This window comes from Streptomyces sp. Qhu_M48 (genome assembly GCF_051305195.1).
In the GTDB taxonomy this organism is placed as follows: Bacteria; Actinomycetota; Actinomycetes; order Streptomycetales; family Streptomycetaceae; genus Streptomyces.
Map to the genome: position 1 here is coordinate 2,968,117 of NZ_CP195432.1, position 23,205 is coordinate 2,991,321.

23 protein-coding genes are annotated in these 23,205 nt (G+C 73.2%); 8 read left to right on the forward strand and 15 right to left on the reverse strand.

The window, feature by feature from the left end; translation table 11 throughout:
- Positions 1-405: 405 nt before the first annotated feature.
- Positions 406-978 carry an antibiotic biosynthesis monooxygenase gene (locus ACRRSS_RS13735; protein ID WP_435971485.1) on the forward strand — a complete coding sequence of 191 codons (573 nt, stop codon included), beginning with the start codon at positions 406-408 and terminating at the stop codon, positions 976-978.
- A 420-nt stretch (positions 979-1,398) separates the two neighbouring features.
- On the forward strand, positions 1,399-2,799 hold the full coding sequence (locus ACRRSS_RS13740; RefSeq protein ID WP_435971486.1) for a sulfatase family protein: 1,401 nt from the start codon (positions 1,399-1,401) through the stop codon (positions 2,797-2,799).
- A 107-nt stretch (positions 2,800-2,906) separates the two neighbouring features.
- On the opposite strand, the gene ACRRSS_RS13745 is transcribed toward ACRRSS_RS13740, so the two are convergent.
- Positions 2,907-3,461 carry a helix-turn-helix domain-containing protein gene (locus ACRRSS_RS13745; protein WP_435971487.1) on the reverse strand — a complete coding sequence of 185 codons (555 nt, stop codon included), beginning with the start codon at positions 3,459-3,461 and terminating at the stop codon, positions 2,907-2,909.
- 190 nt (positions 3,462-3,651) lie between these two features.
- Here ACRRSS_RS13745 and ACRRSS_RS13750 point away from each other — a divergent pair, with 190 nt between their 5' ends.
- The 3 genes from ACRRSS_RS13750 to ACRRSS_RS13760 are packed head-to-tail and all read left to right on the forward strand — an operon-like array spanning position 3,652 to position 6,166.
- The gene (locus ACRRSS_RS13750; protein ID WP_435971488.1) at positions 3,652-4,776 is read left to right on the forward strand and encodes an aryl-sulfate sulfotransferase; all 1,125 of its coding nucleotides are present in this window, start codon (positions 3,652-3,654) and stop codon (positions 4,774-4,776) included.
- Entirely contained in the window at positions 4,773-5,783 is a 1,011-nt protein-coding gene (locus ACRRSS_RS13755) for a solute carrier family 23 protein (RefSeq protein WP_435971489.1), read from the forward strand. The genes ACRRSS_RS13750 and ACRRSS_RS13755 overlap by 4 nt, the downstream gene beginning before the upstream one ends.
- Positions 5,720-6,166 carry a solute carrier family 23 protein gene (locus ACRRSS_RS13760; RefSeq protein WP_435971490.1) on the forward strand — a complete coding sequence of 149 codons (447 nt, stop codon included), beginning with the start codon at positions 5,720-5,722 and terminating at the stop codon, positions 6,164-6,166. The genes ACRRSS_RS13755 and ACRRSS_RS13760 overlap by 64 nt, the downstream gene beginning before the upstream one ends.
- Before the next feature lie 31 nt (positions 6,167-6,197).
- Here ACRRSS_RS13760 and ACRRSS_RS13765 read toward each other — a convergent pair whose 3' ends face one another.
- From ACRRSS_RS13765 to ACRRSS_RS13825, 13 genes are all read right to left on the reverse strand, one after another.
- On the reverse strand, positions 6,198-6,836 hold the full coding sequence (locus tag ACRRSS_RS13765; RefSeq protein WP_435971491.1) for a contact-dependent growth inhibition system immunity protein: 639 nt from the start codon (positions 6,834-6,836) through the stop codon (positions 6,198-6,200).
- A gap of 8 nt (positions 6,837-6,844) precedes the next feature.
- Positions 6,845-7,204 carry an RNase A-like domain-containing protein gene (locus tag ACRRSS_RS13770; protein WP_435971492.1) on the reverse strand — a complete coding sequence of 120 codons (360 nt, stop codon included), beginning with the start codon at positions 7,202-7,204 and terminating at the stop codon, positions 6,845-6,847.
- 1 nt (position 7,205) lies between these two features.
- Positions 7,206-7,508 (reverse strand): WXG100 family type VII secretion target, encoded by a 303-nt coding sequence (locus tag ACRRSS_RS13775; RefSeq protein ID WP_435971493.1) that lies wholly within the window; start codon positions 7,506-7,508, stop codon positions 7,206-7,208.
- Positions 7,509-7,549: 41 nt separating this feature from the next.
- A complete protein-coding gene (locus ACRRSS_RS13780) occupies positions 7,550-7,960 on the reverse strand; it encodes a WXG100 family type VII secretion target (RefSeq protein WP_435971494.1) in 411 nt (136 codons plus the stop codon).
- Entirely contained in the window at positions 7,918-8,655 is a 738-nt protein-coding gene (locus ACRRSS_RS13785; RefSeq protein ID WP_435971495.1) for a hypothetical protein, read from the reverse strand. The genes ACRRSS_RS13780 and ACRRSS_RS13785 overlap by 43 nt, the downstream gene beginning before the upstream one ends.
- A 191-nt stretch (positions 8,656-8,846) precedes the next feature.
- Complete coding sequence (locus ACRRSS_RS13790) at positions 8,847-9,056, reverse strand: Trm112 family protein (protein ID WP_435971496.1); 210 nt, start codon at positions 9,054-9,056, stop codon at positions 8,847-8,849.
- Positions 8,965-10,008 carry a hypothetical protein gene (locus ACRRSS_RS13795; protein ID WP_435971497.1) on the reverse strand — a complete coding sequence of 348 codons (1,044 nt, stop codon included), beginning with the start codon at positions 10,006-10,008 and terminating at the stop codon, positions 8,965-8,967. The genes ACRRSS_RS13790 and ACRRSS_RS13795 overlap by 92 nt, the downstream gene beginning before the upstream one ends.
- Before the next feature lie 5 nt (positions 10,009-10,013).
- Positions 10,014-10,709, reverse strand: coding sequence for a class I SAM-dependent methyltransferase (locus ACRRSS_RS13800; protein WP_435975322.1), 696 nt, complete (start codon positions 10,707-10,709; stop codon positions 10,014-10,016).
- A gap of 179 nt (positions 10,710-10,888) precedes the next feature.
- A complete protein-coding gene (locus ACRRSS_RS13805; protein ID WP_435971498.1) occupies positions 10,889-12,193 on the reverse strand; it encodes a condensation protein in 1,305 nt (434 codons plus the stop codon).
- Positions 12,193-16,446 (reverse strand): alpha-(1->3)-arabinofuranosyltransferase domain-containing protein, encoded by a 4,254-nt coding sequence (locus ACRRSS_RS13810; RefSeq protein WP_435971499.1) that lies wholly within the window; start codon positions 16,444-16,446, stop codon positions 12,193-12,195. Before ACRRSS_RS13810 ends, ACRRSS_RS13805 begins: the two co-directional genes overlap by 1 nt.
- On the reverse strand, positions 16,443-17,162 hold the full coding sequence (locus tag ACRRSS_RS13815) for a class I SAM-dependent methyltransferase (protein ID WP_435971500.1): 720 nt from the start codon (positions 17,160-17,162) through the stop codon (positions 16,443-16,445). The genes ACRRSS_RS13810 and ACRRSS_RS13815 overlap by 4 nt, the downstream gene beginning before the upstream one ends.
- Positions 17,159-18,361, reverse strand: a complete 1,203-nt coding sequence (locus ACRRSS_RS13820; RefSeq protein ID WP_435971501.1) for a glycosyltransferase family 4 protein — start codon at positions 18,359-18,361, stop codon at positions 17,159-17,161. Before ACRRSS_RS13820 ends, ACRRSS_RS13815 begins: the two co-directional genes overlap by 4 nt.
- Before the next feature lie 216 nt (positions 18,362-18,577).
- The gene (locus ACRRSS_RS13825) at positions 18,578-19,531 is read right to left on the reverse strand and encodes a DUF3068 domain-containing protein (RefSeq protein ID WP_435971502.1); all 954 of its coding nucleotides are present in this window, start codon (positions 19,529-19,531) and stop codon (positions 18,578-18,580) included.
- Positions 19,532-19,712: 181 nt separating this feature from the next.
- Here ACRRSS_RS13825 and ACRRSS_RS13830 point away from each other — a divergent pair, with 181 nt between their 5' ends.
- Positions 19,713-19,865 carry a hypothetical protein gene (locus ACRRSS_RS13830; protein ID WP_435971503.1) on the forward strand — a complete coding sequence of 51 codons (153 nt, stop codon included), beginning with the start codon at positions 19,713-19,715 and terminating at the stop codon, positions 19,863-19,865.
- Entirely contained in the window at positions 19,862-21,076 is a 1,215-nt protein-coding gene (locus tag ACRRSS_RS13835; RefSeq protein ID WP_435971504.1) for a helix-turn-helix domain-containing protein, read from the forward strand. Before ACRRSS_RS13830 ends, ACRRSS_RS13835 begins: the two co-directional genes overlap by 4 nt.
- Positions 21,077-21,148: 72 nt before the next feature.
- Here the strand turns inward: ACRRSS_RS13835 and ACRRSS_RS13840 are convergent, their stop codons facing one another.
- Positions 21,149-22,288 (reverse strand): GDSL-type esterase/lipase family protein, encoded by a 1,140-nt coding sequence (locus ACRRSS_RS13840; RefSeq protein WP_435975323.1) that lies wholly within the window; start codon positions 22,286-22,288, stop codon positions 21,149-21,151.
- Positions 22,289-22,476: 188 nt separating this feature from the next.
- Here ACRRSS_RS13840 and ACRRSS_RS13845 point away from each other — a divergent pair, with 188 nt between their 5' ends.
- Positions 22,477-23,025: a YciI family protein gene (locus ACRRSS_RS13845; RefSeq protein ID WP_435971505.1), complete on the forward strand. Its 549-nt coding sequence runs from the start codon at positions 22,477-22,479 to the stop codon at positions 23,023-23,025.
- Positions 23,026-23,205 lie beyond the last annotated feature (180 nt).

Consider the following 23,205-nt stretch of genomic DNA (forward strand, 5'->3'; position numbering starts at 1 on the left):
CTCGCGGTGCTCGGAGGCACGAGATGCCTCTCGCGGGGGCCGGAGGCGGGCGCACGCAAGGCTTCGTGACCAGTGTGCACCTTTTGTCCCTCTGTCGCCTCACCTCGTTCCGAGGGCGGAGGCGGTCCGATCCAGGGGTCTGCGGAGCCCGGTCGTGACGTCTCGACGAGAGACAGCCGAACGCCGGGCCCGGCGATCAGGGACCCTCCCCGTGTCCGGTAGCTCCCGCGCGGATGACCCGAGGTCCCGGCCGCGCCTCCGCGGGAGGAGATGACGCCTTGGGGCGGCGCGCCGCCGAGCGGAGGCAGGGTCTCCGTGAGGTGAGGAGCGCCATGGGGTACGGCGCCGCTGTGCCGAACGGCGCGTAGAGTGTGCGCGGGCGCGGTGTGATCATGAGGAGTATGGGTGACCGCCGTCAGCCTGGAGCATGCCACCGTCCCCGCCGACACCGGCGAGGTGACCCTCCTGATAGCCCGCCGGGTGGAGCCCGGCCACGAGGCCGCCTTCGAGCGGTGGGCGAAGGGGATCCTCGACAGCGCGGCCGCCTTCCCCGGTCACCTGGGATACGGCTTCTTCCGCTCGTCCGGGGGTGACGCCCCGTGGTTCCTCGTCCACCGTTTCCGCGACGCGGAGGCATGCCGGGCCTGGCAGGAGTCGCCCGAGCGTGCCGCCTGGTTCGACGACTGCCAGGGGCACCATCACACCGAGGTCGCCCGGCGCGAACTGACCGGCATGGAGACATGGTTCGCCAAGCCGGGGTCGACACGTCCCGCACCTCCCCGATGGAAGATGGCGATCAGCGCGACCCTGGCGATCTACCCGATCTCCGTGCTCGGCAGCCTCTTCCTCGTGCCACACCTGACGCCGCTCCCGCTCCTGCTCAGCAGCGCTGTCGTGGCCTGCGTCTTCAACGTGCTGATGACCTACGTGGCGATGCCCGCGGTCAGCCGACTCCTGAGCGACTGGCTCACCCCCTAACGTCCGGTGCCGGCGGCCGATGCGGCCGCCACCTCAAGGAGCCACCTCAAGGAGCCACCTCAAGGGCCGTCTCGGGGCGGGGGAGCGGGGATCGCGGGGAGCGGGGATCGCAGGAAGCGGAGACCACCGCGCTCCGTATTTCATCCGCCGTACATGGAAACGGAGTTGGGGCGCCCCTAGTGTCGTGGGCATGGCATCAGGAACCCTGACCGGGCGCCGCCACGTCGATCACGGGCGTGCGGCGAGCGCCCTCTGTACGGTCGCCCAGGCGCGCTGAACGCCTCCTTCCCCGCGGGATCCCCACCCGGCGCCCTCGCCCGGGTCCCGTCGCACACCCTCTTCCCCGCCTTCCGGGCCGTCGGCCGCAGCCGACGGCCCGTCGTGCCCCCGTACGCCGACGCGCCCAGGAGGAACGGACCCATGAGTGAGAATCGACGTCCACCGGTGAGCCGCCGCGGTTTCCTCGGCGGTGCCGCCGTCGCCGCCGCCACCGCGCTACCCGGCCTCGCCCAGATCGCCGCGGCCGGCCCCGCCGCCGCGGCGGCCCGCCCGAACATCCTGCTGATCGTCACCGACGACCAGCCCAAGCAGACCGAGTGGGCCCTGCCCAAGACCGTCGGCTGGCTCGCCGACCAGGGCGTGCGGTTCACCAACGGTCATGTCACGACCCCGCTGTGCTCCCCCTCGCGCTCCAGCGTCTTCTCCGGCCGGCACGCCCACAACCACGGTGTGCGCAACAACCAGGCCTCGCACGTGCTCGACCAGAGCACCACCGTGCAGAGGTACCTCCAGCAGGCCGGCTACCGCACCGGACTGTTCGGCAAGTACCTCAACGCCTGGGCGCTGGAGGACAACCCGCCGCACTTCGAGGAGTTCGCACTCCTCCAGCCCGGATACGTGAACGCCCGGTGGAACATCGACGGCACCGTCAAGACGATCGACAACTACACCACCACCGTCATCAAGAACCGCACCCTGACCTTCCTCGACAAGGCCGCCACCGACACCAGGCCCTGGTTCGCGTACGTCACCCCGTACGCCTCCCACGGTCCGCGCACCCCCGAGGCGAAGTACGCGGGTACCGCCGTACCCGAGTGGAACGGCAGGCCCTCGGTCCCGGAGAGCGACCGCAGCGACAAGCCGGCCTACATCAAAGAAGCCACCGGCACCCTCGCCGACGGCAAGGCCATCCGTGCCGAGCAGCTGCGCACCCTGCTCTCCGTCGACGACGCGGTGCAGGCGTTCAAGGACAGGCTCCAGGCCCTGGGACAGCTGGACAACACCCTCGTCATCTACATCGGTGACAACGGCTTCAGCTGGGGCGACCACGGCTGGACCGCCAAGTCGGTGCCCTACCGGCCGGCGCACGAGGTGCCGTTCTACCTCTCCTGGCCGGCCGGCGGACGGGGCGCGGGGACCGTGGACACCCGCGTCGTCGCCAACATCGACATCGCGCCGACGATCCTCGACGCCGCGGGCATCACCCCGGCCGCGCCCCAGGACGGCCGGTCCCTGCTCTCCTCCTACGACCGCGACCACCTGCTGGTGGAGTGGTGGAAGCAGGGCGCCGGCACCGGCGGGGCGCCGACCTGGTCCTCGTACGTCGCCAAGGACAAGCAGTACACCGAGTACTACGACCTGACGACCGACGCGAACGGAACGGTGTCCGGCACCGGCCAGGTGAAGTTCCGTGAGTACTACGACCTGACGAACGACCCGCACCAGCTGACCAACAAGCTCTACCAGGCCACCCCTGCCCAGGAGCAGGCACTCGGCATTCCCGCCCTGGCCGCCCAGCTCGCCGCCGACCGCGTGTCCTGACCGCCCCACCACCGCCCCGGCCGGGCATCCGCGCGACCGCGCACGGGTGTCCGGCCGACTCCCTGCCGGGCAGCGCCCGTCGTGCGAAGCCGCCGGCTCCCGCCCCGTCAGGACCCCAGGACCTCCACGTGGTCGCCGATCGCGACCACCAGGACCCGCGAGCCCGGCTCGGTGGTGCGCCAGCGGTGCCGGACACCGCCGGAGAGCAGCAGGCTGTCCCCGCGGGCCAGCCGGTGGACCCGGCCGTCGGCCTCCACCTCCGCCGCGCCGTCCGCCACGTACATCAACTCGTCGTTGCGGTGCCGGAACTCGCGGTCCGCCTCGTGCTCGCCGACGAACTCCAGGGCGTGCAGCTGATGGCGGCCGCGAACGACCGGCCGGACGCGTGCCTCCCGGTCGAGGCCGCTGTCGTCGCCGGCCCGCACCAGATCGATCGTGCGGGACTCGTCCGAGGCCGCGAGCAGCTGCACCGCCGTGGTGCCGAGCGCGTCCGCGATCCGCTGCAGCGACCGCATGCTGGGCCGCGCCCGGTCGTTCTCGATCTGGCTGAGGAACGGGGACGAGAGCCCGCTGCGCTCGGCCACGTCGGCGAGCGTCAGATCGAGCGCCCTGCGCCGTCGGCGTACGGCGGCACCCACCCGGGGTGTGTTCACGGCCTCCATGGATGTCCCGTCCTTCCCCACCCCACGGCACCGTTCTCCCTGGTCGACGGCGCCTGACGGCACCTTACGCGCCCCGCGCCGGGAACCCGGAGACGGTTTCGTACGGCCGACACACGCCCGTCACATAACGGCCCTACCGTCAAAGTCGATTGATCTGATCAAAGAAACTTTGACTCCTTGGAGTGCCGACATGCCCCCGATCGACCAGAACTCACGCCGCCGGCGCCCCACCGGCCTCATCGCCTGCGACGAGACGGCCGTGTACGACGGCCTCACCCTCTACGCGCCGCTCACCGGAACGGGAGAGGTCTACCTCGTCGACATCCACGGCCGCACCGTCCACCGCTGGGACCTGCCCTACCGGCCCGGCCGCCACGCCCGGCTGCTCGCCGACGGAACCCTCGCCTACAACGGCGTCCTCCCGGGCGAGCGGGCACTCTTCCCCCTGTGGCACAAGTACCGGGGCGGTGTCATGCTCCGGGCGGCGCCCGACGGATCCGTCCTCCGGGAGCACAGGGACCCCCTCCAGCACCACGACGCCCACCACCTCGACGACGGCCGCATCCTCTACACCGCCCTGGAGCCCCTGACCGGGGAGGAGGCCGCGGCGGTACGAGGCGGCGTGCCCGGTTCCGAAGCCGCGGACGGCATCGTCTGGGCCGACACCATCAGGGAAGTGGGCCCGGACGGCGAACTCCTGTGGTCCTGGCGCGCCGCGGAACACCTCGACCCCGCCTCGTACCCGCTCCACGAGGCGTACGCCCGAGAGCACTGGCCCCTGATCAACAGCGTCACGCCCCTGCGGGACGGCAACATCCTCGCCGGCCTCCGCAGCGTCTCGGCGGTCGTCGTCATCAGCCGCGACACCGGTGAGATCCTCTGGCGCAGCCGCCCCGGCACGGTCAGCCAGCAGCACGCGCCCACCGAACTGGACGACGGGCGGCTGCTGGTCTTCGACAACGGCGTCTTCCGCCCCGGACACGACGTCCCCTTCTCCCGCGTCGTCGAGATCGACCGGACCGGCGGAGACGTCGTGTGGGAGTACCACGATCCGGCCCGCGAGTTCTTCTTCGCGCCCTTCATGGGCTCCGCGCAGCGTCTGCCCAACGGCAACACCCTCGTCACCGACTCCCCGTCCGGGCGGCTCTTCGAGGTGACGAAGGACGGCTATCTGTGCTGGGAGTACGTGGTCCCCCACTTCGCCGGCTACGAGGAGAGCGAGGTCCGGGGCCTCTTCCCGTCCGAGCCCAACGCGGTCTTCCGCGCCTACCGTTACGCGTCGGCCGAGATCCCGTGGCTGGAGGCGACGGCATGACGACCACCAGAGACACCCCCTCGGCCCCCTCCGACGCCCCCTCGGCCCACCCCGACGCCGCCTCGGCCCACCCCGCCGAGGCCGTCGACGCGCCGGTCCCGCCGCGGCGACTGGCACCGCTGGCGGCCCAGCACGTCCTGGCGATGATCGCCGCGCCCGTCTCCACCGTCTTCCTCGTCGCCGGCACCCTGAAGATGCCGCCGGCCGCCACCGCGTCGCTGCTCAGCGCCGTCCTGCTGCTGTGCGGCGTGGGTGCCCTGCTCCAGTCCCTCGGAGTGTGGCGGATCGGCGGCAGGCTGCCGTTCGTCATGCTGCCCGGCGGCGCCGCCACCGCGCTGTTCCTCCAGATCGCCCAGGAACACGGCGCTCCGACCGCCACCGGCGCCGTCCTCCTGGCGGCGGCCCTGCTGCTCTCCGTGCTGCCCCTGTACGCCCGTGTCGTACGGCTCTTCCCGCCCCTGGTCATGGGGGTGACCGTGCTGCTCATCGGGATCGCGATGATCAGGGTCGCCGCCCGGCTCATCACCGGCCCGGACGGCACCGGTGAACCGCGCGCGGTGCTCCTGGCCGCGCTCACGGTCGCGGCGACCGTCGCCGCGTACGTCCTCCTGCGCGGCGTCTGGCGCCAGACCTCCGTCCTGATCGGGATGGCGACGGGAACCGCCGTGGCGGTGACCACCGGTCTCGGAACCTTCGGCCCCGCAGCCGGAAGCGGCTTCGCCCTGCCGGACCTCCTGCCGTTCGGATCACCCCGGTTCGATCTGCTGGCCGCCCTGCCGCTGCTCGTGTTCAGCCTCACCACCCTGGCCGAGATCACCGGACAGACGGTGCTCAACAGCGAGACCGTGGGCCGGACTCCCGCCCCCGAGCGAGACGTCCCACGCGTCGCCCGCGCCGACGCACTCGTCTCGATGGTGGGCGGGGGCTGTTCGGCACGTCCCTCATGGTCACCAGCGCCGAGAACATCGGCATCGGCCGGCTCACCGGAGTCCGCAGCCGCTTCGTGACCGCCGGGGCGGGCGTCCTCCTCGTCGTCCTCGGCCTGGCCACACCGGTGTCCCGGGCCCTGGCCGGGATACCGGAGGCCGTCGTCGGCGGATCGTCCCTCGTCGTCTACGCCGTCATCGCCGTGATGGGGGTCGAGATGCTCCGCAGGGCCGACCTGTCGGGCACCGGCACGGGCAGCCTCACCGCGGCGCTCGCCCTCACCGCGGGACTCCTGCCCCTGCTCACCCCGAACCTGTACGAGGGGTTCCCCGGCTGGGCCCGTACGATCCTGGGCAGCGGTGTCGTCGCCGGCACCCTGACGGCCGTCCTGCTCACCGTGCTCCTACGGCCCGTGCGCGGCCACCGCCCACGTGGAGCCGACGCGGACGAGGGAGGACGCTGAGGGCACGGGGCCGAGGCGGAACCCCGACCCGTCAGCCGCGCAGCCTTGCCGCCAGCACGGTGAGCCAGGCGCCGGGGGTGTACGGCACCGGAGGCTCTACCTCCGAGCCCAGCGTCACCAGGGCCACGGCCAGGGAGTCCTCGTCGAGACCCAGGGCGAGGAGATCGTGGAGTTCCCCCGTCAGCTGGGCGACCAGGCCCGGATCGGTGCCCTCCAGGTAGTCGGCGAGCGCGGCCTCGTGGTCGCCGAACTCCTCCGGCATGTCCTGCGTGAACCAGCCGCCGAACAGCTGGGTGAGCTCGGGGAAGCGGGCCCGCCACTCCCAGGGCGTCACCGGCGGACCGGGCGGCGGGGTCTGTCCGGTCGCCATGCTCTCGTCGAGACGGTCGGCGAGGCCCGTGAGCCACCCCCGCAGCTCCTCGGGCGCCAGCCCCACGTCGGGCATCCGGTAGTACTCGCCGAGCCGCAACCGCAGCCGCCCGGGAGGATTCTCCGCGAGGGTGCGCAGCTGCTCGGCGGCGACGGCCATGGCCCAGGGCCGGGTGCGCCAGGTCTGCCGGAGATATCCGGCCAGCGCCTCGGGCGCGTGCGGGCCGAGGCCCAGGTGGGAGCGGACGACCTGGTCGAGCTCGCCGTACTTGCGGTCGTGCTCGGCGGGGTTCAGGGACACGGGGGCCTCTACAGCTCGACGGGCAGGGAGGAGTGCACGGTGAAGGGGAGCGCGCCCGGCTCGCCGGATCCGGTCCGCAGGAGCACGACCCGGGCCGCGCGCACCGGGATCGGCTCCTGTCCGACCAGCGCCATCCCGCCGGTGAGCAGGGTCCCCACCGGGTCGGGCCGCGAAGGCCAGGCGGCCTCGATGACGAGCCGTCGCCGGGTGGACTGGGCGAGCCAGCGGTGGATGAGCTGCTCGTTCAGGGCGATCACCTGCTGGGTCGCCCACTGGGCGGTCGCCCGGTCCGGGAAGGTCGCGGCCCGGTCGGCGCGGGCGCGAGGTGCGGGAGGATGTCCGTGTGGCGTGGGAGGTGTCGTCGTCATGTCAGGCCCCGCCCCAGCCGCGCAGCGTCGCCCGATGGGCGGCGGAGTAGTTGGCGTGCCCGGTGGCGGCGATGGCGTGCAGCCACTTCTGGGCGCCCTGAAGATCCTCCATCTGACGGTCCCAGCGGTCGAGTTCGTCGACGAAGGCCTCGCGGGCCTCCCCCTGCCAGGCGAGGACGACCGGCACCGCACGGTCGTAGAGCGCGGTCAGCCGCTCGTTGAGCGTCTTGAGCACGTTCTCCAGGTCGCCGGCGATCTCGCGCAGCGCGACCAGGTCGACGGAGATCGAACCGTCGTCGTTCACTGTTCCCCCTGTTCTCCGGAGGTGCGCACACCTCCGGACGTTCACATGTCGCTGATCCTGCTGGTCGGCGCGGCTCCGCCGCCGGGGCCCGCGCCGCCCGGCCCCTCGCCGGACAGGCCGCGTACCTCCGCGTCGATGGCGACCTTCTTCGACTCGGCCCGGAACTGCCGCAGCGCGTCCAGCTCCTGGCGTGTGAAGCCGTCGCGGCTCATCCGTACGGCCTGTGCCAGGACCCCCAGGATCTCCCGGACCCGGACGGCGTCCGCGCCGGCCTCCCGGTGCAGCTTGCGGTACGCCGTCGCCGCCTCGCCGCGCCACCGTGCCTCGGCCCGGTCGACGATGGCGTCCATCCTGCGCACGTGACCGTCGATGTGTGTCCGCATGGCGTCCAGGTCGTCCGCGAGGCGCTTCAGCTCCTCCGCGGACACGTCGAGGTTCGGGTCGGTGGGCATGGTGGCGGCTCCTTCCGAAGAGAGTGGGGGAGGGGGTCAGTGCTGCTCGGCGAAGTGGGCGTGGACCGCATCGAGGAGCAGTCGCAGCCGGCGCTCGTCACCGACGGCATGACGGGCGCGAAGGCCCTGTCGAGCTCGGCGGCCGAACGGAACATGTAGAGGACGCGCTGGAGCTGGCCGGCCAGATCGGCGATCCTGCCGTGGCAGTCGGGGTGGTCCATGGCGACCAGCTCCCGTGCCTCCGCCTCCGGGTCGCTGCCGTACTCACCGGTGGGCATCTGTGACGCGAACTCGTTGACGACGCCGAAACGCGCGAGTGCCTCCCACTGCGAGAGCGGCAGCTCGTCGTAGCCCGGACAGACACCGAACCAGGGGTCGCGGACGAGCTCCGCCAGGGAGCGCAGGAAGGCGTCGACGGGCTCGTCGCCGGCCGCCCGGGCGAGCCGGTCGCGGACGGCGGCCGACCGGGCGCCGAACCGCTCCGTGCCGTACTCGTCCGCCACGGCGTCGAGGAGTGCGGCCACCGTGCCGAGGGGCATGACCCAGGCGAGGGCGTGCGAGTCCTGCATCAGCCGGGGGAAGCGCTGGAGTTCGTCCTCCAACGGGGCGGCCCCCGGATTCCGCGAGGCCACGGCGAGGTCGACGAGACGGGCCAGCGCCCCGCCGGTGAGGACGGCGTCGGTCGGTTCGGTCACCTGAGGCATGCTAAGGGGCCGTGAAAATGGCACAGTTGACCGAAAGAGGCCGAGTGGGGGTCTCTCCTGTGATCTTCCGCCCGAGGCATTGTTCTGCGACGGTGGTCGCCCCGTGGGATGACCTCCGTCGCACACACGTTGCTTCAGTCTCCGGGACCTCCGCGACGCCCTCCCCCGGAACCCCCGTGTCCTCACTCGGCCGTCGAAGCCGCGTACCTCTCGTGCTCCTCGGCCGACACGCGTCGGCCGGAGGACGGCAGCAGTTGCGGGATGCCGTCCACGATGGGGTAGCTCAGCCGCAGCCGGGGGTTATAGAGCGCGCCCTGGTCGGCGGGCAGCGTGAGCGGTCCCTTGTCGAGGGGGCAGGCCAGGATGCGCAGCAGGATCTTGTCGGTGTTCACGGGAGTCCTCGCTGTTCGATGACGGATGGTGCCGGTCTCGGTGGTGCGCCGCCGGTGCCGGTGCGGCCGTGTCCCCGGTCGGTGGGTCGTGGCGGTCCATGGCGAGCAGCACGGACAGGGCCAGTACCGTTCCCGCCACGCGAAGCGAGAGCAGGAGCGGATCGTCCGGCAGTCTCTCCCCGAAGGCCAGCGTCCCCGCCACCGCCGTGAACAGGGCCGTCACCGTCGTGCAGACGGGCACGATCAGCGACGCACGGCACCGCTGGAGCGCGGTCTGCGACATGACGAGCCCCGCCCCGGCGGTGAACAGCAGCAGGTACGGGTAGGGCGAGCCGAACAGCGCCCGCGTCACCTCGCCCACTCCCGCGCCCGTGAGCCTGCCCGCCGCACCCTTGATGGCGAGGGAGCTCACGCCGTACAGCAGCCCCACGGCCACGCCGTACCCGATGCCGTTGGTCGGCACCCGGTGGCGCCGCCGCGCGCGCCGCTCGACCCGCGCGTACAGCGCCACTCCCGTCGCGAGCGTGGGTACGGCCACCAGGACGACCAGGCCCCAGGGCGCCTCCCTGCCGACCTCGTCCCCCTCGCGCACCGACGCCACGACCATCAGCAGCGCGACGAGCACCGCACCGAGCGCGTGACGCTCCCGACCGGTGGGCTGTTCGCCGAGGACGGTGGACGACAGCAGGAGCAGCAGGACGAGGCCGGAGACGAAGATGCCCTGGGCGGCGGCGACCGGCAGCGTCCGGTAGACGACCAGCTGGGCACCGAAACCGGCGGCGAGCGCCAGCGAACCGGCCATCCACAGGGGGCTGTTCAGCAACGTGGCGATCACACGCACCGGCCGCCCGGCGGAGAGCGCGGGCAGCGTGCCGAGCGCCCGCTTCTCCAGGACGAAGCCGACGCTGTAGAGGACGTTGGCGATCAGCGCGGCACCCACCCCCCACCACACGGGCGCTACCTCCGTCGGGCGTGCGCCAGGAGGATGGACGCCGCCGACGGCACGGCGCACGCGGCGCGGTCGATCAGGCGCAGTCCGCGCGGCACGCCGTGGAACGGGGCGCCGGAGACGCGTACCTCCTCGAAGCCGGCCGCATACAGGAACGAGCGCAGGGCCCTCGCCGTGAACAGCCTCAGGTGGCCGACCACTTCGGTCCCGGGACGCCCGTGGATGCCCCGGAGACTCACCTCCGAGAACACCGGCTGGACGCCGGCGAGCAGCAGTGCCCGGTTGTACCAGGCGGCGATGTTGGGGGTGGAGAGCATCAGATGGCCGCCCGGGCGCAGGACGCGGCGCAGTTCGTCCATGGCGCGGTCGGGGTCGACGAGATGCTCGACGACCTCGCTGAACAGCACGGCGTCCGCGCATCCGTCGGCGAACGGCAGTCCGCCGTCGTCCAGTTCGCCCCGCACGACGTGGGCGAGGCGCGGCCGGGCGCGACGCAGGGCGTCCTGCGACCAGTCGACGCCCACGATCCGGTGTCCGGCGAGGATCGGCCCCGCGGTCGCGGCGGCGGTGCCGTCGCCGCAGCCGACGTCGAGGACGAGCGCGCCGGGCTCGCCGAGCGCCTCGGCCAACAGGCGTGCCTGCCGCCGGGTCCGGGCGTCGCCCGATGCCACCGGGACGGCGGGGTTCTCGTAGAAGGTCCGCAGGCCCGAGGGACCGCCGGTGCCAGTGCCACCAGTGCCAGTGCCAGTGCCAGTGCCAGTGCCAGTGCCAGTGACTGGACCATGGGTACCTGTGCCTGTGCCTGGGCCGGTGTCTGTGCTCGTGCCGTGCCTCGGACCCGAGGTCGGCCGCGCGTCCCGTCCGTCCACACTGCCTTCGCGTCTCACAGTGCCTCCGCGTCCGTCGCCGCGAGGTGCGCGGCGAACATCCGGTTCAGTCGGTCGCCGTCCTCGTCGCCCAGGAGCGTCCGGGACCACCGCAGCGCCAGGTGGAGCCGCCCCCCGGTCGACGCCGTCGTGAACGTCAGGCCGCGCGGCAGGGCGGCCGGGGCCGACACCCAGACGGCGGAGGCCCGGCCCGCGTCGCCGAAGTCCAACGGGTAGGGGATCCGGCCGAGGTTGCTGAGCAGCGTGGTGGAGGTCCACGGGGCGGCGAGCCGTCGCGCACCCCTTGTCAGCACTCGGCGCGCGGCGACCGGGAGCACCGGTGCCGCGAGCATCGCGGCACCGCGCCCCAGGGGCGGTCGTTCGAGTCCCTTGAGCGCGCGGGTGCGCGCCGCCGTGCTCCGCAGCAGGGTGCCGACGTCCGCGCCGGGCCCGACCTCGGCGGGTGCGAAACCCACCTCGACCAGCCGGGTGCCGTTGCCGATCGGCATGGCGGGGCCGCGGGTGCGGTCGTCGACGGGCATGGTGACGCGCAGGGGCCGCTCCCGTGCCCCCTGGCGACGGTTCCAGTCGGCGATCGTCAGGGCCGTGGCGACCATCAGCTGGTCGTTGACGGTGTACGTGGCGCCGGACGCCCGGCGGGGCACCGGGAGTTCGGTGACCAGCATCGCGTTTCCCGGCGTCGTGCCCGGGGTTCCGGCCGCGACCCGTGCCACCGCCGTCGCCCGGCCCGTCCGCTCGGGCGCCGGCCCCGCGGGCGGACGGACCGGCGGGGCGACCGGCGGGGACGGGCGACCGCTGTAGATCTCCGCGGCGGTCGCGATGATCCGCAGAGCGGCGGGTCCGTCGAGCGCGGTGTGGTGCACCGTCAGCACCAGGACACAGCCTTCGGAACCCGGCTCCTCCACCACTTCGAGCCGCAGGGGCGGTGCGGAGAGCAGCGACGGAGCCACGGCGAGGGACCGCTGCCGGGCCAGCGCCAGTGCTCCGTGCGCCGGGGCCGGGAAGCGCACCACGTCACCGTGGGCGTGGTCCGTCAGCTCCCACTCGTACCGCCTCGCGAGCGGCCCGCGTTCCCGCTCCCGCATCAGCGCCCGGGGGTGCCGGGAGAGGGCCTGGTGGAACGCCGTGCGCAGCAGGTCCGGCCGGATCCGGCCCGGCAGATGGAGCTCGATGTGCACGGTGTTCGTCTCGCGGGCGTCGGCGCAGTGCCGGGCGATCTCGTCGGGCACCGCGAACGGGACCCGTGTCGGTGCCCGGTCGCGGGGAGGGCTCGGGATGTCCACCCGGTGATCCGAGGCCATCAGTACCCCCCTTGCCCGGGCCGGTCGGGGCGGTCGGGCCGGTCGGGCCGGTGGTGCGGCGGTGGGCCGTCGGCCCCGTGGTCCGCCTCCTCGGTCGTCCGGGGGCCCGCCGACCCGGCGCGATGGGCGCCGGTCCGGGAGTCGCGCTCGCGCCCCACCGTCACCATGGCCGCGAACAGGGCCACGACGGCGAGGAGTTGTGCCGGCGATCCGTATGCTCCCCGGCCCAGGGAGGTCGGCTCGCCGCTGCCCGTCAGGGCGGCGATCCCGGCCCCGGTCATCGCCGCGAAGGCGAGGGGGCCGAGGAGGCTCGGACGCAGCCACGCGAGCACGGCGAGCACGGGAACGAGCGCCGCCAGCGGCCCCGCGACCACGACGCCCACCAGGGTGAGGACCACCGTGCCCAGGAGCAGCCCGGGCGCGGGCGCCCCGCCGTTCGGGTCTCCGCCCAGCTCCGCCGCCGCTTCCGCTGCGCGGCGGCGGCGGCCGACGAGCGCGAGTCCGGCGAGCACCACCAGAAGCCCTCCGGCGACCGCGAGACCCGTGCCGTACAGGCGGGCGGGTTCGTACACCAGCGTCACCGTGCCGCCCGCGCCGGCGGGGACGAGCCAGGCCTGCTGCCAGCCGTCGACGCGCAGCGGTCGCAGTTCGCGGCCGTCGAGCACGGCCTTCCAGCCCGAGTTGTGGTTCTCGTGCAGCTGGAGGTACGAGGCCTCGCCTGCGCCCACCCGGACGGTGCGGCGGTCGCCGCCGCCGGAGAAGGCCTCCATCGTCCGAGGGGCGGTGGAGCTCGCCCGCGGCTCACCGATCGACAGGTCGACGCGGGTGACCGCGAGCGGTCCGGTGTCACCGGCCTCGACGGTGTGGGTGCCGTCGCCGAGGGAGACCCGGCCGCCGTCGGCGCACAGGGAGACGGCGATCGGGCGTCGTTCCGTCAGGTCCCGGACCCGGCCTTCGGCCCGGGTCTCCAGGAACCGGCCGTCGACCGAGAGGACGGGGCCCTTCCCGCACGGCAGGGTGAACCTCTTCGCGGGGTCCGGCTGCGGCGCCCGGTACTTCTCCAGGGCCGGTACGTGCAGTTCGCTCAGGCCGACCGGCAGCTGCAACTGGGCGTCCGCCACCGGGTTGTGCAGCGTCAGCGGTGCGACGCGGGAGATCGTGACGTCCATCCGGTCGGTGACGACGGGGGCGAACCGCGCGACCCCGTTCTCGTCGACCGACGCGATCGCGGCGCCGTCGGGGGAGCTGATCCGCACCTGTTCCGGCCGGCTCGCCAGTCCTCCGGCCGGAACGAGCACGATCTCGCCGACCGCGGTCTTCTCCGGCCAGGTCAGCCGGAGCACGGGCCGATCGCCCGCGACCCACGCCGTGGTGAGGTCGCCGTCCGTGAGGTTGCGCGGGCTCAGGTTCGTGCCGAGTCGCGCGGTCGAGTCGGCGGCCACCACGATCTTGTCCCGTTGCCCGGTGAGGTCGAACAGCAGGTCGTCGAGTTCCTTGCCGGGTACGGGAAGGGCGAAGGCCCGTACCGTGTGGTCGCCGGGCCGCGCCGCCGTGAACTGGCGGTGCAGCCCCACCTCGGCGGGCGCGGCGGAGAGTCCGCCGGGATCGCTGCCGCGGTTCAGCGTGTACACCACAGCGCCGGTGACCTCGCGGGGCGCGTCGGTCGGCAGCTGGAGCATCCGGGTCACCTGGACGCCGGGTACGGAGACCTCGGCGATTCCGGCGCCGGTCAGGCCGGGGCGGCCCTGCTGGGATTCGAGGACGGTCACCTTCAGCCACGTCGCCTCGCCCCGCGGCGCGGCGACCTGCTGGGTGCTGCCGTCGGAGCGCAGCGGGCTGACCCGGCTGCCGAGGTCGGTCTCGACCCGTACCACCGTGGGTGCCGCGCGTACCTCGCCGCCGGCCAGCGGGGTGAGGTCCAGCGTCCCCGGGATCGTGGTCGGGCCGGTGAAGGCGATCCGCAGCCACTCGCCCTTCGGCGATCCGGGCGACCCCTCGGCCCAGGCGGTGTCCGGGTTGCCGTCGAAGGCGTTGACGGGGTCGTACTGGGGGAGGTGGAACAGCCAGTTCCCCACCGACGAGGCCGTCACCGACTCCGCGCCGCGCAGGACGGCGGTGGTCTGGTGGCGGACGCCGGAGACGGGCAGGATCTGGCGGGGCCGTGCCCCGGGGTCCTGGACGGCCCGCTCGGGGTTGCGCTCGTCGGCGGTGTACGTGTGGGACGTACCGGAGTTGACCAGGCCGAAGCGGGTGTCGGCGCGGCGCAGTCCGTCGCCGGCCGCGTAGAGCGACGGCGTGTCCACCCCGGGGTGGGCGTCGCCGGCCAGGACGGTCGGCCTCCCGGTCACGGCGCCCGACGCGGACAGCGGCAGCAGGGACTCGGGTCCGCCGCTGACCACCGCCGTGGCGGCCACCGGGGTCAGGCGGGCCGGACCGGGACGCGGGGTCCCGGACGGCGGCGCGTAGATCTCGACCGCGCGCTGGCGCGGGTAGAGGCCCTCGACCTGCAAGGGCGTGTCGTCGGGGATGCGTCCGTCGGTCAGGAGCGGACCGAAGCCGGTGACCCGGCGGTACCCGGAGGCCTCCAGGGTCCGCTTCACCGTCGCCGTGGGGACGTGTCCGAGCTGGTCGGGGTCGAGGTCGTTGCGGACCACGACGTGGTAGAGCCCGGCCCGGGTGAGGTGGGCCGCGAGCCCGGGGACCTCGCCGCCGGACGTCAGGGCCTGCTCGACGGCGTCCAGGGCGCGCCGGTTGCCGGGGGTGCCGAACGGCACGTAGTCGCGCTGCGCCCAGGGGGACCGGGCGAGGACGTCCAGGGGCTGGTCGATCGGCGAGCCCCAGGTGTAGATGCCGTGCGCGGTCGCCGGGACGACGAGGGCGCGGTCCCGGGGCGCGTGCTCGGCCAGCCAGTCGGCGGTGGCCTCCCAGTGGGTGGGCAGCTTCCTGAACGCCCCCGGCTGCAGGATCGTGCCGTTGAGGTACGGCCAGGCGAGGCCGGGTAGGACGAGCGCGGCGGCCACGGCGGGCCCGAGACGACGTGCCCGGACCGGCAGCGCGCGGGGAAGAGCGAGCGCCGTCAGGTGCATGACACCAAGGGCCAGTGCGAGGGCGAGCCCCGTCTGGAACTTGTAGATGTTCCGGAACGGCACCAGCGGTCCGTCCAGCCAGTCCTGCACCGTCGCGTGGAAGGGAGCGCCGAGCGCGCCCCCGTACCCGGCGAGCGTGATCAGCGCGGTGACCGTGACGGTCAGCACCAGCCAGCGCCGCTCCGGCAGGTCCCGCCGGGCGAGGCCGGCGAGACCGAGCGCCGCCGCCAGCACCGACGAGGCCACCACGAGCGCCGACGCGGCGACCGTCCAGCCGGCCGGCAGCCACGCCTCGCCGAAGTGGAGATAGCCCACCCAGTTCCCCGCGCCGCGGAGCGCCTCGGTCGCCGACATGGTCCCCGTCGTGGTCGCGGAGGTCTCCACGTACGGCATGAAGTTCTCCCCGTACGCCCCCAGGAGCAGCAGCGGGACGATCCACCAGGCCGTCGCCAGGACCACGCACGGCGTCCACCAGGCGATCAGCGTCCGCTTGCGGGGACCGCCGGGGCGGGACAGCAGGTACAGGCCCACCGGCAGCAACGAGGCGAGCGTGGACGCGGCGTTCACTCCGCCCATCAGGGGGATCAGCAGCGCCGAGCGCGCCGCGGCGAGCCGGGCGCTCGTCTCCGGACGTGTGAGCGGCAGCAGGACCCACGGCAGCATCGCGCCGGGGAGGGCGGCGGCCGACGTGGAGCCGACGACGATGGTGAACGTCGGCCACAGCGCGTACGCCGCCGCGCCGAGGAGCCGCGAGGCGGGCGAGCCCACGTCGAACCGCTCGGCCAGGCGCAGGGCGCCCCAGAACGCGGTGGTGACGACGATCGACAGCCAGAGCCGTTCGGCCAGCCAGACCGGCAGCCGCACCAGGTCGGCGGCGGCGTGGAACGGCAGCATCGGGATCACGTAGCCGATGTACTGGTCGGCGATGCCGCCGAAGCCGGCCCGGTCGTGCCACAACCGGCCCAGGTCGTCGAGGAACTTCCACGGGTCGGAGACGACGCCCAGCTTCGTGTCGAACGTCATCCGGCCCGGCGAGACGGCCAGGAAGGCGAGGAGGACCGCCGCCCAGAAGCCGAACAGCGGGCGCCGCGACGACCTCGGCGGCGGCGCCGCGACGGTCTCGGGGCCGGGCGGGGCCGGCGGGCGGGCATGGACAGTGGTGGTCATGGGCACCGCCGAAGTAGAAGGAGGAGGTTCCACGTCGCGAACTCGCGGAGCACCGGCACCCGGGTGACGGCACCGGGAAGGACCGGCCAGTAGCGCGAGCGCGCGGAGACGATCTCGACGTCGCCCCGGCCCCTGACATGGCGCAGGGTCGGGCCGACACCGATCACGAACAGGTTCTCGCCCAGCCGGTGCTTGGCCGCCCGGCCGGTGCGCCGCTCGTAGCGGGCCCGGGCCCGCTCGGCACCCAGGTAGTGCCAGGGCGCCCACTCGTGGCCGCCCCACGGCGAGAGCCAGTTGGTGTACGAGACGTAGATCAGGCCGCCGGGCCGGGTGACCCGTACCAGCTCGCTGAGGAAGGTGGCGGGATCACGCACGTGCTCCAGGACGTTGGAGGAGAAGCAGACATCGGCCGCGCCGTCGGCCAGCGGCAGGAGATAGCCGTCCGCGACGACGGCCCCCGCTCCCGGGCCGGACGCCAGTTCGGCGAGGTCGGGCTCGAACAGGTACCCGTGGGCGCCCCGGCGACGGAACTCCCGCGTGAAGTAGCCCCGACCGCCACCGACGTCCACGACGACCCTGCCGTCCAGCCGGACATGACGCTCGACCTGGTCGGCGGCGTCCCGGGCCAGGAGCTCGTACGCGGTGCCCGGATCGTCCTGCTCGCGCAGGAAGGCCCGGAAGAGCGCCAGCGAACGACGGAACGACGGATCCCTCACCTGTACGCGCCTTCCGACGGCTCGCCCCGGCCGTGCGGGCGGGCGCGCTCCACCGCCTCCAGCGCGATGGCACGGAACCGGCGCACCGTGCTCGTCCACCGGAACTCGGCGGCGTGCCGGGCCGCGGCCTCGCCCATGGCGTCCCGCCCGGCGGTGTCGAGGGCCAGGGTGCACCAGGCCGCGGCGAACGACGACTCCCCGCGGGCCAGGACTCCGGTGACGCCGTCCTGGACGGAGTCGCGCAGCCCCGGCACGTCGAAGCCGAGCGTCGGCGTGCCGCGCGCGCCCGCCTCGGTCACGACGAGCCCCCACCCCTCGACGGCGGCGGGGTGCAGCAGGAGCCATGCCTCGCACAGCAGACGGTGCTTCTCCTCCTCGGACACCTGGCCGGCGAACTCGACCCCGGCCCCCGCGAGTCGTTCGAGACGGCCGCGTTCCGGTCCGTCACCGACGATCACGAGCCGGCCGCCGGTCACCGGTCTGACCCGTTCCCACAGGCGCAGCAGCAGATCGATGCGCTTGTAGTCGACGAGCCGGCCGAGCGCGACGAAGGTCGGCGTCGCCGAGCGCGGGAGCCGAGGCGGGGGTTCGTCGACACCGTTGTGCACGACGCGGATCAGCTCCGCCGGCACCCCGATCGCGTGGAGCGCGGCCTCGGTCGAGGGCGACACGGCGACCAGCAGGTTGCCCCGGTGGGCCCGGCTGAGGGCCCACTGCTCGATGACCCGGCCCGTACGGGCGACGAGCCGGGGGAATCGCATCGCCCACAGATCGGTGTGGACGTGGTTGACCAGGCACACCGTCGGGCCGTCGTGCCACAACGGCGACAGGTAGGGCATGCCGTTGCACACCTCGACGAGCAGGTCGCACGAACCGACGTGCCGCGTGAACGCGGACCGGGCGCCGACGAAGTGCCCGAGCGGGCTCCCGGCGGACACGACGCGGTACGGGCGCCGCGCGGCGTCGCCCCCGCACAGCAGGGTGACGTCGTGCCCCAGCTCGGTCAGCCCCGACGCGAGCTGGTCGACGAGGAGTTCCGAGCCTCCCGCGGCCGGATTTCCCATGCCGCGGTGGGCGAGGAAGGCGATGCGCCGGGGCGGTTCGCACCGGCGGACCCGAGCCTGGACGCGCCCGGCCACGGGCTGCTGGAGAGGGGGCGGAACGGGGGTGAGCCGCAGGGGCGGGACGTGCTGGGGCATGCGCGCTCCAACTCGTTCGGGTGGGGACGTTCGACGGGGACGACCTGGCTGGGGGAGAGGCGGGGGAAGGAGTGGGATGAAGTGGGCAGGGGTGACCGGGGTGGGGCCGTGCGTGGTGGGGACCGTCAGTCTTCGGCAGGTGATCGACGCGGGGCTACTCACCGGTATGACAACTTGGCCGCCGCTCAGGCGAAGCTATGTGTCGTCAAGTGAGCGTCAGGTGCGCACAGTCGGGACGATCCGGCCCCGCGCCACCAGAATCCCGCCGATCAGGGTGAGCAACCCCCCGAGCACCCCCGCACCCAGGGGAAGGGTGCTGCCGAGCAGCTCCAGCTTGCCGCCGTCCGCCGCCGCGAGACGCACCTGCTGTCGCTGCGTGGGCTCGGTGAACGCGAGCTTCCCGCTGGACAGCAGCACCAGGGCGTCCTTGTCCGCCTCCGGCGCGCGCAGGGTCTTCCGGGGGCCGATCGCCGCGTAGAGGATGCGCCCGGTGGGCTGGTCCACGATCAGCTCGATCCCGCTGTTGGCGTACCACTCCTCGGCGAGCACCTGCGGTCGCTTCGGGAGGCCCACCAGCTTGCCCGGCACCTGGCGCACGCCCGTCCGGGTGGGCGGAACGCTGCCCGTGAAGCGCACTCCCTCATGCCCCTGCACCGTGCCGGGGCCCACGTAGCGGAGCGGTACGACGGCGCCGAGCGTGCCGTCCCACCAGCGGTAGTCCCGCTTCTCGACGTCGAAGGGGAACTTCAGGTACGCCTCACCGTCGAAGACGGGCGACTCGCCGCAGCAGTGCGCCGGCTCGTTCGTACGCCGGTCCGTCACCCACCGCTCCAGGGTCCACTGAAGGGAATCGCGGGTGTCGGAGGCGGGCAGTGTGGCGTCGATGTCCACGGATGTGGACACGTCCCAGACGGCGTTCCCGCTCTTCACGCCGTCGGCGACGTCACCGCGGACCTGTCGCGTGACGGTCAGCGGCCGGTCGTGCACCGTCCTGAGCCGAGTGGTGTCGAAATAGCTTCCGGTGCCCGCGAAGACGGTCGTCGTGTCGACGTCGAGCGGGGTGCGCTTGGCCTCCGGCAGGACGTGGGACACCAGCAACGGGGCGAGGACCAGCAGGAAAACCCCTGCTCCCAGCAGGATCAGGGACAATGGTGAAGCGGTACGGCGCATCCGGGACTCCTGTGGTGACAACTCGCACGGAGACGCACGGACCTCAGGACCCGGTCAAGCCCTTGTGACCGACGACGCTAGGCAGCACTTGACGGGATGTCAATGTCCTGTCAACACTGGCGGTCGGCTGTGGGGGCCGGCCGGGATGGGGACGTCTCCAACGAGGAGCTGACCCGACACCATGAGCAGACTGATCGCCGCAACAGGAACCGTCGTGATCGCCGCCGCGCTCGCCGTGGGCGCCGCCTTCGGGATCGTGGCCGTGCTCGACGCCGTACCCGAACAGCCGAACGTGCCCCTGGTCACCTATGACACGGCCCCGGCGAGCCGATGACCCGACGCGTCTGGAGCGACGTACCCCAACCGAAGGTGGACCGGTTCGCGGCCATCGTGCTGGCCGAGTCGGCCGATCTGGCGGGGGAGATCCTCCGCACGATCCGCCACGACTTCCCGAGGCCTCGCCTCACGGAGGACGAGTCCGGCGAGCCGAAGTCCCTCGCCGGGATCCGGCGCGCCATCGAGGGCTTCGTCCAGCAGCTCGTGTCCGGGGAGGCCGACCCGTGCGTGCCCGACGAGGTCTTCCAGGAGTTCGGCCGGGTGGAGGGGGTGAAGGGACGCAGCCTCAACTCGCTCCAGGCCGTCTACCGCCTCGGCGTCCGGCTCGCCTGGCGACGGTTCGCCGAGATCGGCCAGCAGGTCGACATCGCCGCACCCGCCATGTACGAACTCGCCGAATCCGGCTTCAAGTACCTGGACGGTCTGGTGGAGCAGTCGGTACGGGGCTACGCCGAGGCGGCGGCCCGCCAGGAGGGAGAACGCCTCCGACTGCAACGGAGGTTGATCGACCGGCTGCTGTCCGGCCGCCACCCCGATCCCACCCAGACCCTCGGGGAACGCGCCGCGCGCATCGGCTGGGAGCTGCCGGCCAGCGTCGCCGTGGGCGTGCTGATCCGGCCCGCGCGCGAGGCCGTCGCCCCCGCCCTGGGCCGGGGCGTCCTCCTCGACATGGAGAGCGAGCAGCCCCGCGTGGTCATCCCCGACCCCGACACCGCCGGTCGTGCCGACCACGTCCGGCGGGCCACGGCCGGCTGGTCCGGCGCGATCGGGCCGACGGTGCCGCTCGCCGTCGCGGTGGAATCCCTGCGCTGGGCGGAGACCGCCGTCCGGCTGATCGAGACCGGTCTCCTGCCCCGCGGCGAGGTGCAGCACTGCACGGACCGCGTCGAGGAACTGCTCCTGCTCCCCTCCCCCGAGCTCATCGACGCCGCCGCCACCCGCTGCCTGACCCCTCTCAACAGCGTCGGCCCCAGCCAGGCACGGCGCCTCGCCGACACCCTGCTCGCCTGGATCGAGACCTCCGGCGGGGCCCCGGAGGTCGCCCACCGCCTCGGCATCCACCCCCAGACCGCTCGCTACCGGCTGCGGCAGATCCGTGAACTGTGGGGCGACACACTCGACGACCCCGACCGCCGGTTCGAGATGCTCCTGGTCCTCCGCTCCCAACGCCTGCGCGCCGAAGCGCCCGGCGGCCCCGAACAGGCGTAGACGGTCGGCTTCCGCGTACCGGGAGACGGGATCGGTGTGCGTCGGGCCGCCGATCCGTCGAGAAGGCGCTGTTCAGCGGAAGGGACCGTCGTCCGCGAACGCGTGGGCGGCGAAGCGCTCGCCCATCCGGCGGTACGCGGCGGCCGTGGGGTGAACGCCGTCGGCGAGATCGTCCACCTCGTCCGGGCCGAGCAGGTCGCGGCCGTCGAGATGGTGGAGGTGGGGATCGCGTGCCTGCCGCACCGCCACGATCCTCTCCAGCTCGGCGCGGACCACCGCCAGCGACAACGCCCCGGCGGGCACCTGCGCCGGGTCGCCCAGGGCGATGATCCTCCCGTCCGGGCCCACCGTGGTCGGGCCGGGGGTCTCCTCGAGCGCCGGACAGCTGACGGGAGACATCAGCAGCAGCGGGGTGTCCGGGTGTCCGTCCCTGATCGTGTCCAGGAATCCGTGCACCGCCGGGCCGAACGTCCGCAGCCGGAAGGCGGCGAGACCGACGATGTTGATGCCTACCTTGAGGCTGATCAGGTCGGCGGGCATGTCGCGGATCGTCCGGGCGACATAGGGGTCGAGCAGCGCGTTGCCCGCCTGGCTGAGGTTGATCACCTCCACCCCTCCGAGCGCGGCCGCCACCACCGGCCACGTTCCGGTCGGGCCGTCGGCCTCGACGCAGTGGCTGATGGAACTGCCGTGGTGCACCCAGCGGCGCCGCCCGTCCGGCGACGGCGGCAGCACGTCGCCGTCGGCGCGCAGGGCCACCAGCTCCGTCGGGGTCTGCGGCGGCAGCCACAGCTCGACGGTCTTCATGCCGACCGGCAACCCCGCGAACCGCACGACCCCCGGCTCACCCGGAACCAGACGCTGCTCGGCCCCGGGACCCGCCATCCGCAGCACGTTGCCCAACGGAGCTCGCCGACGCCCCGCGAGGACTCCGTCCACGAGCAGCTCCAGCATCCCGGTCGGGCGGGGGTGGGGATCGCCGTCGAGCTGCCCCGTGAAGGTGAGCACCTCGAACTCCAGCTCACGGGCGTCGGTGCGGAACACCAGCCGCACGCCCGAAGGCATCACCGTCACCCCGTCGACCGACGGATTCTGGTACTGCTCCCTGGTCCACGCGGGCAGCCGGCGCGGCATCACACCGTTCTCCGTGATCTCCGCGTCCAGCGCGCCGCGCAACTCCACCGGCCCGCCCGTCAGCGGAACCTCCCGCATCGCCACCGCCACCGCTCCTTCCGGGGTCGCCCCCTGGTCGGGGGCCGCGCACGCGCCTCCGCGTACCCCCACCCCTCCCTGGCACGCGTCCTTCGTACCATCCGGCCTTCGCCGGCGGGAACCGGAGATCGGGAACGGGCCGCGAAAGCCTGTTGAGACGCTGCCGTACGTCGGAGAGGGTGAGGGGCATGGAGTTCTTCTGCTACCACCGCGACCGTCCCGACTCCCTCACCCTGCGCGGGGAGCTGCTGCAGGAGCACTGGTCGTACATGGACCGGTACGCCAAGGAGCTGATCGCCCGCGGTCCGGTCTTCGCCGCCGACGGCGAGACGCCCATCGGCAGCGTGCACCTCGTCGACCTGCCCGATCCCGCCGCCGCCCGCGCGTTCGCCTTCGACGAGCCCAACTACCAGGCCGGCGCGTACCGTGACGTGCTGCTGCGCCGGTGGCGCAACCTGCTGGGACGCACCATGTGGGAGTTCCCGGGCGGGCCGGCCGGAGACGACCGGTACCTGGTACTCGGCCTCGGCGGCGGCCGACCCGTGGACCTGGTCCCGCCGCCGGGCCGGGACGCACTGATCGCGTTCGGGCCGCTGCTGTCCGACGACGGCGACACCTGGGTGGGTACGGCGGCGCTGCTCAGCGCTCCGAACCGGGACGCGGCACGCGCCGTCCTCACTCCGGACGGGTACGCCGCCATCGAGGTGCACCCGTGGGAGTTCGGCGGGCGCCGCTAGGGAAGTGGACGACCGCCACGCTGCCGTAGCCCGGCTGTTGACGTCGGGATGCCGTGAGCCCTGACGGCTTCAGGGCCCGCCGTCCCCGCGAGGAGGGCTGAGGCGGTGGCGCCGATGTCGTGCCCATGCCCCGCGCACCGTGGCCTCGGGTGAGTGCCGAAGGCGTCCCGGCAGTCCGTC

Excerpts from the sequence above, each read along its gene's own strand:
- ACRRSS_RS13740 (WP_435971486.1), top strand. The coding sequence starts at position 1,399 with ATGAGTGAGAATCGACGTCCACCGGTGAGCCGCCGCGGTTTCCTCGGC.
- ACRRSS_RS13745 (WP_435971487.1), bottom strand. The coding sequence starts at position 3,461 with ATGGAGGCCGTGAACACACCCCGGGTGGGTGCCGCCGTACGCCGACGG.
- ACRRSS_RS13750 (WP_435971488.1), top strand. The coding sequence starts at position 3,652 with ATGCCCCCGATCGACCAGAACTCACGCCGCCGGCGCCCCACCGGCCTC.
- ACRRSS_RS13755 (WP_435971489.1), top strand. The coding sequence starts at position 4,773 with ATGACGACCACCAGAGACACCCCCTCGGCCCCCTCCGACGCCCCCTCG.
- ACRRSS_RS13760 (WP_435971490.1), top strand. The coding sequence starts at position 5,720 with ATGGTCACCAGCGCCGAGAACATCGGCATCGGCCGGCTCACCGGAGTC.
- ACRRSS_RS13770 (WP_435971492.1), bottom strand. The coding sequence starts at position 7,204 with ATGACGACGACACCTCCCACGCCACACGGACATCCTCCCGCACCTCGC.
- ACRRSS_RS13780 (WP_435971494.1), bottom strand. The coding sequence starts at position 7,960 with ATGCCCACCGACCCGAACCTCGACGTGTCCGCGGAGGAGCTGAAGCGC.
- ACRRSS_RS13805 (WP_435971498.1), bottom strand. The coding sequence starts at position 12,193 with ATGGCCTCGGATCACCGGGTGGACATCCCGAGCCCTCCCCGCGACCGG.
- ACRRSS_RS13810 (WP_435971499.1), bottom strand. The coding sequence starts at position 16,446 with ATGACCACCACTGTCCATGCCCGCCCGCCGGCCCCGCCCGGCCCCGAG.
- ACRRSS_RS13820 (WP_435971501.1), bottom strand. The coding sequence starts at position 18,361 with ATGCCCCAGCACGTCCCGCCCCTGCGGCTCACCCCCGTTCCGCCCCCT.
- ACRRSS_RS13825 (WP_435971502.1), bottom strand. The coding sequence starts at position 19,531 with ATGCGCCGTACCGCTTCACCATTGTCCCTGATCCTGCTGGGAGCAGGG.
- ACRRSS_RS13830 (WP_435971503.1), top strand. The coding sequence starts at position 19,713 with ATGAGCAGACTGATCGCCGCAACAGGAACCGTCGTGATCGCCGCCGCG.
- ACRRSS_RS13835 (WP_435971504.1), top strand. The coding sequence starts at position 19,862 with ATGACCCGACGCGTCTGGAGCGACGTACCCCAACCGAAGGTGGACCGG.
- ACRRSS_RS13840 (WP_435975323.1), bottom strand. The coding sequence starts at position 22,288 with ATGCGGGAGGTTCCGCTGACGGGCGGGCCGGTGGAGTTGCGCGGCGCG.
- ACRRSS_RS13845 (WP_435971505.1), top strand. The coding sequence starts at position 22,477 with ATGGAGTTCTTCTGCTACCACCGCGACCGTCCCGACTCCCTCACCCTG.